Origin of the sequence: Rhizobium sp. C4 (assembly GCF_021026315.1) — a bacterium.
Classification (GTDB): Bacteria; Pseudomonadota; Alphaproteobacteria; order Rhizobiales; family Rhizobiaceae; genus Ensifer_A.
Genome location: NZ_JAJNCX010000030.1, coordinates 1 through 15,695, shown reverse-complemented (window position 1 = coordinate 15,695; position 15,695 = coordinate 1). Strand labels below are relative to the sequence as shown.

Genomic DNA, 15,695 nt, shown 5'->3' with positions numbered 1-15,695 from the left:
CTCGACCGCCAACTTCGCCACGCTGTCGACCGGCCAGATTGCCGCGCTGACGACCGCTCAGGTCGGTGCGCTCACGACGGGCCAGATCGCTTCGCTGACCACGGCCCAGCTTGCCGTCGTCACTACCGGCCAGATGGGGGCCCTGTCCTCCACCCAGCTTGGTGCGATGACGACGACGGACGTTGCGGCGCTGACCACCGGCCAGCTGGCCGCCGTGAAGGCCACCTCGATCTCCGGCCTCACATCGGCCCAGGTCGGTGTCCTGACCACCGGGCAGGTCGCTGCCCTCACAACCGGTCAGGCGGGTGCTCTGACCTCGACCCAGATGGCCGCCATCTCGTCCGCCAACCTCGCCGTCCTCACAACGGGCAATGTCGCGGCGCTGAACGCGAAGGCGCTCACGGGCCTCTCGACCACAAACGTCGCAACCCTCTCCACAGGTCAGGTTGCAGCCCTCACAACCGGTCAGGTCGCCGAACTAACAACAGGGCAGGTTCATGCCTTGACGACCACGCAGATCGCCGTCATCACGACCACGCAGCTCGGAGCCCTGACAACGAACCAGGTTGCCGCGCTCAGCACCGACAATGTCGCAGCTCTGACGACGACCCAGCTTGGTGCGATCAAGCCGGCTTCGCTTGCCAGTATCACCTCCGCCCAGATCGGCGCGCTGACGACGGCCCAGGTGGCAGCCTTCTCGACAGCCCAGGTCGCGGCTCTGGGTTCGAGCCAGATGGCGGCCTTCGTCACGGCGGATATCGCCGCCATGACGACCGCCGAAGTGGCGGCAATCACTACGAAGGCGATCGCCGGCATGACGACGGCAGGCTTTGCGACGCTGTCAACAGCTCAGGTTGCAGCCTTGACGACAGCACAGGTCGGCGCTCTGACCACGGGGCAGGTGGCGGCTCTGACGACCGCCCAGCTCGGCGCCCTCACCACGACGCAGATCGGGGCCATGACCTCCTCGCAGGTCGGCGCCATGACGACGACGGATATCGCCGCTCTGACGACGACGCAGGTCGCAGCGCTCAGTACCTCCGGTGTCTCAGGCCTGACGAGCACGCAGATCGCCGCCTTGTCGACGGCGCAGGCCGAGGCACTGACGTCTGCCCAGGTCGCAGCATTGCGCTCCACCCAGATCGCAGCGCTCGGCACCGACGATATCGCCACCTTTGCGACGGGCGATATCGCAGCGATCAGCACGACGGCGATCACTGGTCTTTCCACGACCGATATCGCGAACCTGTCGAGCAGCCAGCTGCAGGCGCTGAAGACCTCGCAGATCCAGGCCATGCTTGACGATCAGGTGGCAGCCGTCGTCGTCGCCTACCAAGCGATCTGATCGGTCGATCAGGTAAACGGATTTGAACGGGCGGGTGCCATGCATCCGCCCGTTCTGCATTTGGCGCCCGCGCGTCCCGCCAACTTTCGCGCGACTTGCATTGGCAGGCTTAAGGCAAGCTCCTGCGGCTATTCATGATGACGACGGCCCAGCAAGGGTATCGCGCGACGAATGGATTTGGGGGAAGCATGACCGAGGGCCAGGTGCAGGGGACCGACGCAGCAGCGGCATTTGCGAACATGATTGAGATGGCGCGTCTGCAGCGCCTCTCCGTGACGGATCTTTTCGGCTATGCGGAAGCGCGCTCGGCCGCCGGCGCACCTGCCGAGGCGATCGAGGTCTACAAGGCCTGGCTCGCCTATAACGAGGCGCATCCGCTGCTTCATCTCGTCTATTTCAACTATGCCGTCACGGTGCGCCAGGCGGGGGACCTCACCGGCTCGATCCATGCGCTGCGCATGGCGATCAAGCTCGATCCGAAATTCGGCCAGGCGCAGATCAATCTCGGCCGCGCCTATGAAGATGCCGGGCTCGGCGTGCTGGCGATCAATCAATGGCGCAGTTTCATCGAACTGACGGGAGAAGCGACGGCGGACAAGGTGGCCCATCGCGTCATGGTGCTGCAGCATATCGGCCGCGTCATGGAAAATGCCGGCCTGCTGGAAGAAGCCGAACCCTCCATGTGGCAGGCGATCGAGCTGCGTCCGGACAAGCTGGAGACCGGCCAGCACTGGAGCGCCATCCGCCAGCGGCTCTGCAAATGGCCGATCCTCACGCCCTCCGATCACGTGTCGCTGCGGCAGCTGATCGATGCCCTGTCGCCGCTGTCGCTCGGCAGCTATTCCGACGACCCGATCTTCCAGCTCGCCAAGGCCTATCGCTACAACAAGTCGCTGGTCGGCCGGCCGGATACGAGCGGATTTGCCCGCAAGACGGTCGCCCGCAAGGCCGGGACAGGCGCGCGGTTGCGCGTCGGCTATGTCTCGTCGGACCTGCGCGACCACGCCGTCGGCTTTGCGCTGCGCGAGGTGCTGGAACTGCACGACAAGGATCGCGTCGAGATCTATGCCTATTATTGCGGCGATCCCGTTGCCAATGATCCGACGCAGAACCGGATGAAGGCGGCGATCGACTGCTGGCGCGAGATCGGCCAGGTGACGGACGAGCAGGCCGCGCGGCTGATTGCGGATGACGACATCGACATCCTGATCGACGTCAACGGCTATACCAAGCATGCGCGCACGCGCATCTTCGCCTATCGCCCGGCTCCGGTCATCGTCAATTTCTGCGGTTATCCGGGTTCCATGGGCAGCCCGTTCCACCAGTACATGATCACGGATGAACTGGTGGTGCCGGAAGAAAACCGGGTCTACTATTCCGAGACGGTGAAATACATTCCCTGCACGCAGCCGGTTGACCGCAAGCGTCTGATCGCCGCCAAGCCGTCGCGCAAGGAAGCCGGCCTGCCGGAAAAGGCCTTCGTCTATGCCTGCTTCAACGGCATGCAGAAGATCACCCAGGCGACCTTTGGCCAGTGGATGCAGATCCTGACCGCCGTGCCGAAGAGCGTGCTCTGGATCCTGACGGGTGGAGACAGCGTCGACCAGCGGCTGCGCGATCTCGCCAAGGCGGCCGGCATCGAGCCGGAGCGGATCATCTTCGCGCCCAAGGCCGGCAATGCGCAGCATCTCGCCCGCGTTGGCGTCGCCGATCTCTTCCTCGACACCTTCCCCTACGGCGCCCATTCGACGGCGGCGGATTCGCTGACCGTCGGCCTGCCGGTGCTGACCTTCCCGGGCAAGACCTTTGCCGCGCGCTTCTGCCATTCGATCGTCCATGCAGCGGGCCTCCCGGACCTCATCTGCAACGGGCCGGAGGATTATGTGGCGCGGGCGATCGCCTTTGGCCGCGATCCGAAGTCGTTGCAGGCGGTGCGCGACCAGCTTGCTGCCAATCGCGAGACGAGCGTGCTGCGCGACATGCCGGGCCTCGCGCGCCGGCTGGAAGACATTTACTGGGAAATGCAGGAAGAGGCCGAGCGCGGCGAAACGCCGGTGCCGGATCTGCGCAATCTCGACACCTATTACGAGATCGGCGCCGAACTGGTGCAGGCCAATCTGGTCTATCAGGACGATGCGGCCTATCGGGCGCAGTATCTCGACAAGCTTGCAGCGCTCCATGATTTCGCGCCCATCCCCTTCGATGACCGGCTCTGGACTGCCGACGCGGCGGCGCGCCGATGACGGGCGTCCACCGCAGGATCGCCGCGGTCGGGGCGGGGCTCACCGGCGCGGTGATCGCGCGCGACCTTGCCGAGGCGGGCTACGAGGTCGATGTCTTCGACAGCCGCAGCCATATTGCCGGCAATTGCCACACCGAGCGGGATGGCGAGACGGGCGTTCTCGTCCATGTCTATGGGCCGCATATCTTCCACACCGACGACGAAGAGGTGTGGAACTACGTCAACCGCTACGAGACCTTCCTGCCCTACAAGAACCGGGTAAAGACGACGGTTGGCGGTCAGGTCTTTTCGCTGCCGGTCAATCTGCACACGATCAACCAGTTCTTCGGCAAGACGCTGCGTCCGGACGAGGCGAAGGCCTTCATCGAGGAACAGGCGGATACGTCGATTGCCGATCCGCAGACCTTCGAGGAACAGGCGCTGCGCTTTGTCGGCCGGGCGCTCTATGAGGCTTTCTTCGAGGGCTATACGCGCAAGCAGTGGGGCTGCGCGCCGTCAGCCCTGCCGGCCTCGATCCTGAAGCGGTTGCCGGTGCGCTTCAACTACGACGACAACTATTTCTTCCATCGCTTCCAGGGGATGCCGGAGAATGGCTATACCGCGATGGTGGAGCGCATTCTCGACCATCCGGCGATCACGCTGCATCTCGGCGAGACCTTCCGTCGCGACCAGGCAGGCGAGTACGCCCATGTCTTCTATAGCGGTCCGCTCGACGGCTATTTCGACTATGAGGACGGCCGTCTTGGCTATCGCACGCTCGATTTCGAGCGCTTCACCTTCCAGGGCGACTACCAGGGCTGCGCGGTGATGAACTATGGCGAGGTCTCGGTGCCCTATACGCGGATCACCGAGCACAAGCATTTCGCTCCCTGGGAGCAGCATGAGGGCTCGGTCTGCTATCGCGAATTTGCCCGCGCCTGCGAACCCGGCGACACGCCCTATTACCCGATCCGCCTTGTCGAGGAGAAGGCGCTGCTGGCACACTATGTCGAGAAGGCAAGCGCCGAGACGGGGGTCACCTTTGCCGGACGGCTCGGGACATACCGCTATCTCGACATGGACGTGACGATCCGCGAGGCGCTGGATACGGCGCGGCGGTTCAAGGCCGTGACGGAAAAAGGCGAGACGATGCCTGCCTTTGTCGTGGCGATGGGGTGATCTGCGCTGCCGTGGCGCGGTCGGTTCCGATCGCTGCGCCACAGCATCGGGCGTCAGAGGTTTCGCCACGCTGACCTGATGGGTCCAAGAGGACCGATCGGGGCGCCGTCCCCTGGGCGCAGCGGCAAGCTTCCGCTTCCATCCGTCTCCGCAAACGTCTATTCATCCCGAAAAGCGATCGCCTCACTCCGGAATGCGCCGCCCAAGGGTCTCTTCATGTCCACATCCGAGACAGCCAGCCAGAACCACCACCACGTCCTCAATACACATGCCGCCGATTTCTGGATGGCGCGGGGTGCGATCCTGGTGATCGTGCTTCTGCAGTTGCTGCTGGTCAACGATTTCTCCCTGTGGTCTAAGCTTTTGGCGCCGGGGGTGGAGCTGCTGATGTTTTTGCCGCTTTCCGTCGCGACGGCATGGACGCAGAACAAAGCCAAATATGCGACGACCGATGCGCATTTCCACCTGATTGCCCGGTGGCGGCGGGTGATCCGGCGCACGGCGCTGGTGCTGACGATCATCGTCACGCTGATGAACTCCATTGCGCTCTATTTCCTCCTGAAGGCGCTGCTGACCGGCCATGCCGGGTCGGCGCAGACCCTGCTGATCGATGCGATGAACATCTGGTTCACCAACATCATCGCCTTTGCACTGTGGTTCTGGAGCATCGATCGCGGCGGGCCGGCAAGCCGGGGCATCACATCGAAACAGGCTGCCGATTTCCTGTTTCCGCAGATGTCGCTGACGGATCCCGCCTATCGGGACTGGTCGCCGGGCTTCATTGACTATCTCTTTGTCGCCTTCACAACGGCGACGGCCTTTTCTCCGACGGATACGATGCCGCTTTCGGCGCGGGCCAAGCTTCTGAGCATGGCGGAAGCCGGCGTTTCGCTGCTGACGCTGGCGCTGGTGGCGGCACGCGCGGTCAACATCCTGGCCTGACGAGCCGCCCTTTCCTTCGAGATGGATTGCCACGCATGAGACTGCTTCACACCGCCGACCTGCATCTGGGGCGCCAGTTCAACGGCATTTCGCTGGACGACGATCAGTCCGGAGTGCTGAGCCAGATCGTCCAGGCGCTGAAGGATGAGCATGCCGATGTGCTCGTCATCGCGGGCGACATCTACGATCGTGCCGCCCCGCCCGCGAGTGCGGTCCGGCAGTTCAACGCCTTCCTGTCGCGGGTGGCGCAGGAGACGAGTGCTGCTGTCGTGATGATTGCCGGCAATCACGATTCGGCCGACCGCATCTCCGCCATGTCGATCATGCCGGATGCGAAGCGCGCGCTGATCCGGGGTGCCGTCAGTGCGGACGAGAAGGCTCTCGTGCTTGAAGACGAGTTCGGCAGCGTTGCCTTTTCAGCGCTGCCCTTCAGCTACGAATATGCAGCGCGGGAGTGTTTTGCCGACGAAACAATGCTGACGCCGGAGGATGTATTGAAGGCGCAGGTGGCGGCGGCGCGGCGCAATGTGCCCGAGGGCGCGCGCTGGATCGTCGTGGCGCATGCCTTCGTCGCCGGTGGGGCGGTGAGCGAAAGCGAAAGGCCGCTGGTGCGGGTTGGCGGCGTCGAGACCGTGTCGCCGGAGATCTTTGACGGGGCGCATTATGTCGCCCTTGGCCATCTGCACCGGCCGCAGGCTGTCGGCGTGCCGCATATCCGCTATTCGGGCTCGCCGCTGGCCTTCGGTTTCGATGAGGTGGGCGCTGAGAAGTCGATGAGCATCGTCGATATCGATGGCGCCGGACACGTCACCATCACGGAACTCCCTTTCAGGCCGCTGCGGGGCGTTCGCAGCCTCAAGGGCAGGCATGCGGAACTGCTGCTTGCCGAACCCTCGACCGATTTCATCAAGGTCGTTCTCACCGATGACGTCCCGGTGATCGACGCGATGAAGCGGCTGCGCGTCAATTTTCCGAATGCCTGCGAGCTCCGCTATGAGCGGGATCAGCGCGCCCCCGAGATCAAGGCGCTGGGGGAGGGCCGCGTGACGGTGACCGACCCGCTGGAAGTCGTCGGCGATTTTCTCGCCTTCGTGCGCGAAGATGCGATCTCCGAGGTCGAACGGGGCCTTGTGGAGGACGGGCTCGATCATCTGCGGCAGGCGGAGGAACTGGCATGAGACCGCTGCGGCTGACCATGCAGGCCTTCGGGCCCTATCCGGATCGTGTCGTTCTCGATTTCCGCGAGGCGGTCGAGGCGGGGCTCTTCGGCATCTACGGGCAGACGGGGTCGGGCAAATCCACCATTTTCAGCGCCATGACCTTCGCCCTCTTTGGCGAGGCTGCAAAGGACGATCAGGACCCGGCGTCGCTCCGCTCCGACCATGCCGATGCCGCCCTGCCGACCGAGGTCGAATTTGTCTTCGAGATCGGCGAGCGGCGCTTCGTCGTGCTGCGCCGTCCCGAACAGATGCGGCCGAAGCAGCGTGGCGATGGCGCAACGCGCAGCGCCCACGAGGCGTTTTTGTTCGACGCCACGGGCTTTGCCCTTGAGGCGATCACGGAAGAACAACGGGGCAAGATCATTGCCGAGAAGAAGGTCGGGGTGGTCGATGCGGCCGTGTCCGAGCTGCTTGGCTATGGTGCCAGCCAGTTCCGCCAGATCGTGCTGCTGCCGCAGGGACGGTTTGAGAAGTTTCTGGCCGCGAAGACGAAGGAACGGCTGGATATCCTGCGCGACCTTTTCGACGTCTCGCTTTACCGGAACCTTGCAGCCCGGCTGAAGGCGGAGGCTGCCGAGGCCGAGCGTCATGTGATCGCCGAACGCGAAATTTGCGCACGGCGTCTGACGGCGGAGGGCTTTGAAAGCACGGATGCTCTCGTGGCCGGAATTGCCGAGGCGGAGGAGGTTTCTGCCGCGGCGCGCGATGCCGAAGCCGAAGCGCGATCCCTCTGGACGGCGGCGCAGGCGAGGCTCGAACAGGCGAAAGCGCTGGAGCGGCAATTTGTAGCCGCCGAGGAGGCAAGAAAGCTGCTGGCCGGTCTTCTGGCAGGCAAGGCGGAGATGGATGTGCTCGAAGCGCGCGTCGTGCGGGCCGAGCGGGCTCGCGTTCTGCGGGATGCCGAGAACGCGGTCGCGGAGAACGCAGCGGATCGCCGCGCGGCCGAGACCAAGCTGCAGGTGGTGACCGAGGCGCTGGCCCGCGCGACTGCACGGGAGAAGAGTGCCGGGGACGTGCTCGCTGCGGAAATGTCGCGCGCGGGCGAACTCGATGCCCTGCGGCAGGAACTGGAGGTTCTCGGTCGCTTGGCGCTTACGCTTGACCGGGCGGAGGGCGTGTCGAAATCGCTGGCGGAGGCCCGGGCGGCCGAGCGGATGGCGCAGGAAAATGTCGTTGGTCTTCAAAAGCGGCTGGACGGGCTGCGTCAGGCCCGCGAAGCCCGGACCGCGAAGCTCAAGCTGGCCCGCGATCACGAGATGCAGCGGCGCGACATCGGCGCGCGTCTTTCCACGCTTCGGGCCCAGCTTGGCGCGGCGGAGGCCTTCGAGCGCGCCGAACGCGATGTCGCGGTTGCCGTGAAGGACGTGGAGGACAGGACCGGCGCCCATCAGGCAGCGCTGGCCGCAGACGTGCTGGCCTTGCAGGCTTTCGAGGCGGCGGAGAGGTCTCTCGCGGAGGTGCAGGCCCTGCATCTTGCCTCCCGGCTTTCGCCGGGCGAGGCGTGTCCGGTTTGTGGTTCGACCGATCATCCGATGCTCGCGAGCGGCGCGCTGGAGCATGCCGGTCTCGACAAGGCCTTTCGCGACACGAAGCGCGACCTTGCGGACGCCAATGCTGCCACGCGCCGGACCGAACAGGCGCTCGCCGTGGCGACAGGCCTTCTGGTCGAGCGTCGGGAGCGTCTGGAGGGGCTTGCCCGACCGGAAGACACCGCGCTCAGCCTGAAGGAACAGGTCCGCGCCGCAGAGAGCGGCCTGTCCGCGCTGGGGCCGGAGGTGGATATCGCCGCGCTCGAAGGCGAGATCGAGCGTCTGCGTCTGGAATTCGAGACCGGCGAAGCGGAGGCCGCACGCCTTCGCGATGTCTGGAGCGACGGTTCAAGAGATGCCGCCGCCCTCCAGGCGACGCTTGAGGAAATGCTCTCGGATGTGCCCCAGGACTTACTCAGGAAGTCCGCCCTTGCCGACCGGCAGGCCCGTGTGAAGCTCGACCTGACCGGTCGCGCCGAGGCGCGGGATGCAGCCGAGCGGGCGGCCGTGTCGGCCCGGGAAGCGGCCCTCGGCGCCGGCAAGGATGTCGAGGCGGCGGTCACGGCGCGTGACCTTGCCGCCGAACGCCATGTCCGTTCGCTTGGCGTCTTTGAGGCACGGCTTGCCGAGGCGGGGCTTGCGGAAGACGAATACCGACAGCTGAAAGCCTTCTTCGACACGATCGAAAGCGATCGGGAGCGGATCGAGAATTATCGCCGCAGGATCGTGGCGGTGGAGGATGCGGCAGCCAAGGCCGCCGATCTCGTTGCAGGCCAGGTGCCTCCGGACGTCCCGGTGCTCAAGCTTGAAACCGAGGCGGCCGAGCAGCGCATGAATGACGCGGTCAAGACCCGCGCCGGAGCGGAGCAACGGCTGCAGCATCGCGTCCGGCTCCGCGACGAATTGGCCGAGACGCTGCGCAAGCTTGACGCGGCGGAAGCCGCTTCCGGTCCGCTTCGAAACCTTGCGGCGCTTTTCAACGGCGACAATCCGCAGAAGCTCGATCTTGAAACCTTCGCGATCGGTGCGATGTTCGATCAGGTTCTCGCCGCTGCCAACATGCGGCTTGGCCCCATGACCGCGCATCGTTACCGGCTGGAGCGCGATCTGGAGGGCGGCGGCCGTGGCCGGCGCGGGCTCGGCATCCAGGCCTTCGACAGCCATACAGGCAAGGCCCGCCCGACGGCGACGCTCTCGGGCGGCGAGACCTTCATCGCGGCCCTGGCGCTCGCGCTCGGACTGGCCGATGTGGTGGAAAGCGCCAGCGGCAAGGTGCGGCTCGACACGATCTTCATCGACGAGGGCTTCGGCAGTCTCGATACGGAGAACGGTTCCGGGACGCTGGATATCGTGCTTCAGGTGCTCGGCACGCTGGTCAGCCAGAACCGCGCCGTCGGCCTCATCTCGCATGTGCCGCTGGTGCAGGAGGCGATCCCCAATGGCTTCTACGTTCGCAAGCAGCTTGCCGGCAGCAGCGTGGAAACGCGGGGCGTCCTCTAGCTGTTTGACACCGATGATGCCCGAGGATCAGGGACCTTCGCAGATCGGTGCCTGTCCCGTCACAGTCTGGCCCGCCTCCGCCGCGTAGGCGCGGAAGCCCTGTTCGTCCAGAAGCAGGATGCGGTAGCAGGGATTGCCGCCGGTCCACAGCGGATCGGGCTTGTCGAGATCGGTGATGAAGCGGTGGGCGCAGGCCTGCCCCGAGCTGTAGGGAACACCCTCGGCACTCACGCCGGTCATCGGCACGTGGATATGGCCAAACACGATCTGGCGCAGCCCCGGCGCATGAGCGGCAAGCCTGCGCATCAGGCGCCCGTCGTCATGCATGCCGATGCGGTCGAAATGCGCGATACCGCAGTCCATCGGCGGGTGGTGAATGAATATCGTGGCCGGTAGCTCGCCGGCGCCTGCCAGCGCCTCTTCGGCAAAAGCCATGCGATCTTCGCCAAAGATGCCGCCGATCACGCCCTTCTCATGGCTGTCGAGAAAGATCAGGCGGCCATGCGGCGTATCGATGAAGGACTGGATGAAGCCGTTTGCGTCCCGCGGATGATCGGGAAAGGCGTCGATGAAAGGTGCGCGTGCATCGTGGTTGCCAAGCAGCAGCCTCACTTCGAAAGGAACCGGCGCGATGATCTCCTTCAGGAGAGCATAGGCCGCAGGCTCGCCGTCATTGCAAAGGTCGCCCGTGATCACCAGAAGGTCGGCATCGGCGTGCTTCGCCAATATGTCGGAAATGACTGCGCGAAGCTGCCGCTCCGGATCGACGCCATTGACGGTAATGCCGGACTGGACGAGGTGGGTGTCGGTGATCTGGATGATTTTCATGAGACGGTGCCCTGCGAATGAAAACGGCTGCTGAAGGAGACCCTCCAGCAGCCGCGTTCGCGTTTCTTCTTATTGCATCAATGCGTTGGTCTGCTCGACCATCTGCTTCAGGCCGGCTTCCGGCGTCACGTCGCCGCGCATGACCGAACCGATGATGTCGCGCTGGGTGCGCCAGATGCGGACAGAATCGCCGCCCGGATAGCCGGCCCAGGGAAGCGAGCGGTCAGCCTGCAGCGAAGCCGTCTTCACATTCGGATGCTCGGCATAGTAGGGCGCCAGATAGTCGGGGCCGGTTGCCAGCTTGTTCGTCGGCAGGTAGCCGGTGATGCGCACGATCGTGTTCTGCGCCTGAGGGCCGGTGATCCACTTCAGATACTTCCAGGCCGCGTCCTGCTTGGCCTTGTCCTGGGTCAGGATCACGGCGGAGTTGCCGCCCGTCGGCACGCCACCCTTTTCCTTGTTGTCCAGCGGGAAGACGGCGGTCTTCAGCGGGAAGCGGGTGCCGACCAGGCCTTCGATGGTCTGGACATGGGCAGGCGTGGAGAAGATGAAGCCGGTGAGGCCAGCGCCGAACTGCTGGCGGGACTGGTCCCAGTCGAGCAGGTTCTGGCCGCCTTCGGTCACGAACTGGCGTGCCATTTTCAGCGCGTTCAGGCCGACCTCGTTGTCGAAGGCCACCTTCTTGTTGGCTTCGTCGACCAGCTTGCCGCCCTGTTCGAAGACCAGCGACTGCCACAGCCAGTCATCCGGCCAGCCGTTGATGTCATAGCCCATGCCGGCGATCTTGGGATCGAGCGCATGGATCTTCTTGGCAAGCGCGATCAGCTCCGGGAAGGTCGTGGGCATGTTGTCCGGGTCGCCGCCGGCCTTCTTCACCAGATCGGCATTGATGTACATGATCGGCGAGGATGCATTGACCGGCAGGCCGAACTGCTTGCCGTCGATCTGGCCCAGCGCGGCCATCTTCGGCGAATAGTTCTTGTCGAGGAAGGCCTGACCGCCTTCAGCCGCGATGAAGGGCGTGAGGTCGGTGATCTGCTGGCGCGGCAGCAGCGTGTGCACCAGTTCGGCCGTCATGTTGTAGCCGGAGAAATAGACGTCCGGCAGATTGCCGGTGACGGCGGCGCGCAGCACCTGCTGCTGGCCGTCATTGTAGCTGGCGGCAGGCGCCAGGAAGTTGATCTTGACGTCGGGATTGTTCTTCATGAACTCGTCAGCCAGCGGCTGATGGAATTTCGTGAAGCCCGGCAGGTTGTAGAGCACGTTGAGCGTGATCTGGTCTGCGGCGCTGGCCGGGGCGGAAAGCCCGGAAAGCGTTGCGGCGGCAATGCCGGCAAGGCTGCCCAGCACCATGCGTCGATTGATTTTCATGAGGAGCTCCAGGGAGTTGGGTTGGGAGGAGGAGAGGGTTACTTAACGCCGGTCATGGTGATCCCGGCGATGAAATGGCGGCGCGCCAGGAGGAAGCAGACGAGCATCGGGAGCGTGATCAGCGTCGCGCCTGCCATCAGCGCCCCATAATTGGCGCCGGATTCGATGTCGGCGAAGAACAGCATTCCGAGCGGCGGCGGCGCGAGTTCTGGCTGCGAAATGACGATCATCGGCCAGTAGAGATCGTTCCAGTGGGCCACCAGCGAGAAGACGGAGAAGGCCGCCACGGACGGCAGCGAACCGCGCAGCACCAGCCCCCAGCAGATCTCCATTTCCGAGAACCCATCCATGCGCGCCGCCTCGATGATTTCGTCGGGGTAGCTGCGGAAAGACTGGTGAAACAGGAAGATGGCGAAGACCGAGAGGAAGAAGGGGGCCATCATGGCGAAATAGGTGTTGAGCAGCTGCGCCTTTGCCAGACCCACGAAGAGCGGCAGGGCCAGCGCCTGTATCGGCACGCAGAGCGCGGCGATGACGAGGCCCATCAGCAGCTTCCGGCCCGGAAACCTGATCTTGGCAAGCGCATAGGCTGCCGGCACGGCGGTCAGGATCTGCACGATGAGAATGCCGCCGCAGACGATGACCCCGTTCAGCATGAAGCGGCCCATCGGCGCCTGCGCCAGGGCCGCGCCGTAATTCTTCACCGCATCGAAATTCTTCGGGATCGGCCAGAGCGAGACGTCAAAGATCTCGGCCGGCGACCGGATGGAGGTGAGGAACATCCAGTAGAAGGGCAGGAGCATGAGGCAGGCGCCTGCCGTCAGGACCAGATGGGGGCTATATTTGCGCAGCATCAGTAGTGCACCTTGCGATCCAGGTAGAATGTCTGGCCGATCGACAGGACGAGAATGATGGCGAGGAAGATCAGCGTCAGCGCCGCCGCATAGCCCGTGTTGGAATATTCGAAGCCTTCCAGATAAAGCTCGAAGAGCAGGACTTCGGAGCCGGAGCGGCCCTTGGTCAGCACCGCGACCGTCTCGAAGACCTTGAAGGCGGAAATCGACGTCGTTACCGCCACGAAGAGCGTGGTCGGGCCCAGCATCGGCCATGTGACGGTCAGGAACCGGTCGATCGGGTGTTTCGCACCATCAAGCCTTGCTGCCTCGTAGAGGTCCTTCGGGATCGCGGTGAGGCCCGCCAGAAACAGCACCATGTTGAAGCCCAGAACCTGCCAGACACCGATCGCCGCCATCGAAGGAATGAGGAGCGTCGGGTTGGACAGGAAGGAGACCGGCTCGAAGCCGAACCATTTGATGGCCGCATTGACGGGGCCGATGGAGGGATGCAGCAGGAACTGCCAGACGGTGGCCATTGCCACCAGCGTTGCCGTCACGGGGAGAAAATAGGCGGCCTCCCAGAAGGCGCGGCTGCGCTTGCGGGCATGGACCAGCAGGGCGACGCCAAGCGCCAGGAACACGCCGAAGGGAATGACGATCGCCACGTAGATCGCCGTATTGGCGAGCGACCGGAGGAAGACCGGATCGTGAAAGGCCTTCACGAAATTGCCGATGCCGACCATGTGAAACGACAGGGCGCCAAGCTTGTAATCCGTGACCGAAAATCCGGCGAGCACGACGATCGGGATGATGTAGATGGCGACAAGCAGCACAACGGCGGGGGCGACGAAGGCCAGCCCGCGCCAGGCCTTGCGGCTTTCGGCGCGCCTGCGCGGCGTCGATGCCGCGGCGGCGGGAACCTGACCTGCCTCGATCACCGTCATGCGGCCACCTCGTCCCGTTCGGCCAGCGCTCGGCGCAGGCCGTCATCGCCGAAGAGATGCGCATTTTCCCGCCGGAAACCGAGATGGAGGAGCCCATCCGCATCGGCATCGAGCGGCGCGCCGGCTGTCAGCCGCACGGTGATCCGCACGGCCTCGTCCTTCATCAGATGGCAATGGACGAAGCGGTCTGCGCCGTGCATTTCGCTGCGCACGATGCGGACGGCCATTCCGGTCTTAGCCGGGTGAAGATCTTCCGGGCGCAGACCGAGCGTTGCGGCAGCACCCTTGCGATCGTTCACGGCGAGCCCGAGATCGTGACCGTGGCTATGGATGCGGCCTTCGCCGGAAATGTCGACCGGCAGGAGATTGATCGACGGCGATCCGATGAAGCGCGCGACCGTCAGCGTCGCGGGTCGCCGGTAGAGCTCATCCGGCGTTCCCAGCTGCTCGATGCGGCCTTCCGACATCAGCGCGATGCGGTCCGACATGGTCATCGCCTCGACCTGATCGTGGGTGACATAGATGAATGTCGCGCCGAGACGGCGATGCAGTCCGGCGAGTTCGTCGCGCATATGGGCGCGCAGCTTGGCGTCGAGATTGGACAGCGGTTCGTCCATCAGGAAGGCGGCGGGTTCGCGCACGAGGGCTCGCGCCAGCGCCACGCGCTGCCGCTGGCCGCCCGAAAGCTGGGCGGGCTTGCGGTCGAGCAGATGGTCGATCTGCAGCAGGGTGGCAGCAGCGGCAACGGCCTCGTCAATCTCGCGCAGGCTTTGCGCGGGCGCCGACAGACGCCCGACGAGCGGCAGCCGCGCTGCAAGCGTGAGGCGGCGCATGCGCAGCGGCGTGGCAATGTTCTGCCGAACCGTCATGTGCGGATAAAGCGCATAGGACTGGAAGACCATGGCAAGGTTGCGATCGCTCGGATCGAGCCCCGTCACATCCTCGCCGCCGATCACCACCTTGCCGCGGTCGGGCTGTTCCAGCCCGGCAATGATGCGAAGAAGCGTGGACTTGCCGCAGCCGGACATGCCCACAAGCGACAGGAATTCGCCCGGGCGCACAGACAGATCAATATCCTTCAGAACGTCATCCGCCCCAAAGCCTTTGCCAATTCCACGTAGTTCGACCGCGCGGGGTGCCATCTCGACCCTCCTTTGTTCAAGGGCGCTAATGGAACCTCTCGGTGACAGCCGGGCGACATTTGCAAGAAAGTTTGGTGACGGCGCGAGACAGGCGGGGCCGGCGACAATCGACGCGCGAAACGGATCGTTTCCCCGGGGCATTCGCAGTGTGCCTCAGGCGTCCCGATGCGACGGATTATGTCATGCAGGGGAGGCTTTGCGGACAAGCCACGATACCTCAACGATGCTCTCCAAGAGACCAACGGCTATCTCTCATGAGGCCGGCCCTGTTTTGCGGCGTGCTGCTCCGAGGAGAGCCTGCCGCTCAATCGGTTGGGGGTAAAATTAAGAAGAGTGCCTGAAAATAGTGGCGGAGAGGGTGGGACTCTCCTCCAGATACAAAGATTCCAATATCTTGGCGCAAGGCCCTGAGAAATCTGCGCGATTTCGATACCGCCAACGATACAGAGCACGTTACAAGATCTCAAGGGCCTTGTTTGGGCGTCTCCTCGACAGCCCGATGGGTGCTCGCAGAACACTGACCTGCCACTGAGAATTTCCTCCAAAATTGATTAGAGTTCGGCCCATTGAGGACGGACTTATGAAGAAGCAGAGATTTACAGAAGAGCAGATTATTGGGGTGCTGCGCGAGCAGGAGG

The 15,695-nt window shown here is 64.1% G+C and carries 11 protein-coding genes; 6 read left to right on the top strand and 5 right to left on the bottom strand.

Annotated elements, in window-relative coordinates; translation table 11 throughout:
• The 6 genes from LQK84_RS24550 to LQK84_RS24525 all read left to right on the top strand — a co-directional run.
• The coding region (locus tag LQK84_RS24550; RefSeq protein ID WP_442967019.1) for a beta strand repeat-containing protein at nucleotides 1-1,345 on the top strand (1,345 nt) is incomplete at its 5' end.
• Nucleotides 1,346-1,533: 188 nt separating this feature from the next.
• Nucleotides 1,534-3,588: an O-linked N-acetylglucosamine transferase, SPINDLY family protein gene (locus tag LQK84_RS24545; RefSeq protein WP_230831426.1), complete on the top strand. Its 2,055-nt coding sequence runs from the start codon at nucleotides 1,534-1,536 to the stop codon at nucleotides 3,586-3,588.
• Entirely contained in the window at nucleotides 3,585-4,745 is a 1,161-nt protein-coding gene (gene glf / locus LQK84_RS24540) for a UDP-galactopyranose mutase (protein WP_230831425.1), read from the top strand. Before LQK84_RS24545 ends, glf begins: the two co-directional genes overlap by 4 nt.
• A 216-nt stretch (nucleotides 4,746-4,961) precedes the next feature.
• Entirely contained in the window at nucleotides 4,962-5,687 is a 726-nt protein-coding gene (locus tag LQK84_RS24535; protein WP_230831424.1) for a hypothetical protein, read from the top strand.
• A gap of 35 nt (nucleotides 5,688-5,722) precedes the next feature.
• Nucleotides 5,723-6,865: an exonuclease SbcCD subunit D gene (locus LQK84_RS24530; RefSeq protein WP_230831423.1), complete on the top strand. Its 1,143-nt coding sequence runs from the start codon at nucleotides 5,723-5,725 to the stop codon at nucleotides 6,863-6,865.
• Nucleotides 6,862-9,936 (top strand): AAA family ATPase, encoded by a 3,075-nt coding sequence (locus LQK84_RS24525; RefSeq protein ID WP_230831422.1) that lies wholly within the window; start codon nucleotides 6,862-6,864, stop codon nucleotides 9,934-9,936. Before LQK84_RS24530 ends, LQK84_RS24525 begins: the two co-directional genes overlap by 4 nt.
• Before the next feature lie 27 nt (nucleotides 9,937-9,963).
• On the opposite strand, the gene LQK84_RS24520 is transcribed toward LQK84_RS24525, so the two are convergent.
• From LQK84_RS24520 to LQK84_RS24500, 5 genes are all read right to left on the bottom strand, one after another.
• The gene (locus LQK84_RS24520; protein ID WP_230831421.1) at nucleotides 9,964-10,764 is read right to left on the bottom strand and encodes a phosphodiesterase; all 801 of its coding nucleotides are present in this window, start codon (nucleotides 10,762-10,764) and stop codon (nucleotides 9,964-9,966) included.
• A gap of 69 nt (nucleotides 10,765-10,833) precedes the next feature.
• Complete coding sequence (locus LQK84_RS24515) at nucleotides 10,834-12,135, bottom strand: ABC transporter substrate-binding protein (RefSeq protein WP_230831420.1); 1,302 nt, start codon at nucleotides 12,133-12,135, stop codon at nucleotides 10,834-10,836.
• A gap of 38 nt (nucleotides 12,136-12,173) precedes the next feature.
• Complete coding sequence (locus LQK84_RS24510; RefSeq protein WP_230831419.1) at nucleotides 12,174-12,989, bottom strand: carbohydrate ABC transporter permease; 816 nt, start codon at nucleotides 12,987-12,989, stop codon at nucleotides 12,174-12,176.
• Nucleotides 12,989-13,915, bottom strand: a complete 927-nt coding sequence (locus LQK84_RS24505; RefSeq protein ID WP_230831418.1) for a carbohydrate ABC transporter permease — start codon at nucleotides 13,913-13,915, stop codon at nucleotides 12,989-12,991. Before LQK84_RS24505 ends, LQK84_RS24510 begins: the two co-directional genes overlap by 1 nt.
• Nucleotides 13,912-15,057, bottom strand: a complete 1,146-nt coding sequence (locus LQK84_RS24500; protein ID WP_230831417.1) for an ABC transporter ATP-binding protein — start codon at nucleotides 15,055-15,057, stop codon at nucleotides 13,912-13,914. The genes LQK84_RS24505 and LQK84_RS24500 overlap by 4 nt, the downstream gene beginning before the upstream one ends.
• Between the last annotated feature and the right edge of the window lie 638 nt (nucleotides 15,058-15,695).

What these genes read in the sequence shown, in the direction of transcription:
- LQK84_RS24535 (WP_230831424.1), top strand. Translation starts at nt 4,962, where the DNA reads ATGTCCACATCCGAGACAGCCAGCCAGAACCACCACCACGTCCTCAAT.
- LQK84_RS24500 (WP_230831417.1), bottom strand. Translation starts at nt 15,057, where the DNA reads ATGGCACCCCGCGCGGTCGAACTACGTGGAATTGGCAAAGGCTTTGGG.
- LQK84_RS24525 (WP_230831422.1), top strand. Translation starts at nt 6,862, where the DNA reads ATGAGACCGCTGCGGCTGACCATGCAGGCCTTCGGGCCCTATCCGGAT.
- LQK84_RS24530 (WP_230831423.1), top strand. Translation starts at nt 5,723, where the DNA reads ATGAGACTGCTTCACACCGCCGACCTGCATCTGGGGCGCCAGTTCAAC.
- LQK84_RS24545 (WP_230831426.1), top strand. Translation starts at nt 1,534, where the DNA reads ATGACCGAGGGCCAGGTGCAGGGGACCGACGCAGCAGCGGCATTTGCG.
- LQK84_RS24505 (WP_230831418.1), bottom strand. Translation starts at nt 13,915, where the DNA reads ATGACGGTGATCGAGGCAGGTCAGGTTCCCGCCGCCGCGGCATCGACG.
- LQK84_RS24510 (WP_230831419.1), bottom strand. Translation starts at nt 12,989, where the DNA reads ATGCTGCGCAAATATAGCCCCCATCTGGTCCTGACGGCAGGCGCCTGC.
- LQK84_RS24515 (WP_230831420.1), bottom strand. Translation starts at nt 12,135, where the DNA reads ATGAAAATCAATCGACGCATGGTGCTGGGCAGCCTTGCCGGCATTGCC.
- LQK84_RS24520 (WP_230831421.1), bottom strand. Translation starts at nt 10,764, where the DNA reads ATGAAAATCATCCAGATCACCGACACCCACCTCGTCCAGTCCGGCATT.
- glf (WP_230831425.1), top strand. Translation starts at nt 3,585, where the DNA reads ATGACGGGCGTCCACCGCAGGATCGCCGCGGTCGGGGCGGGGCTCACC.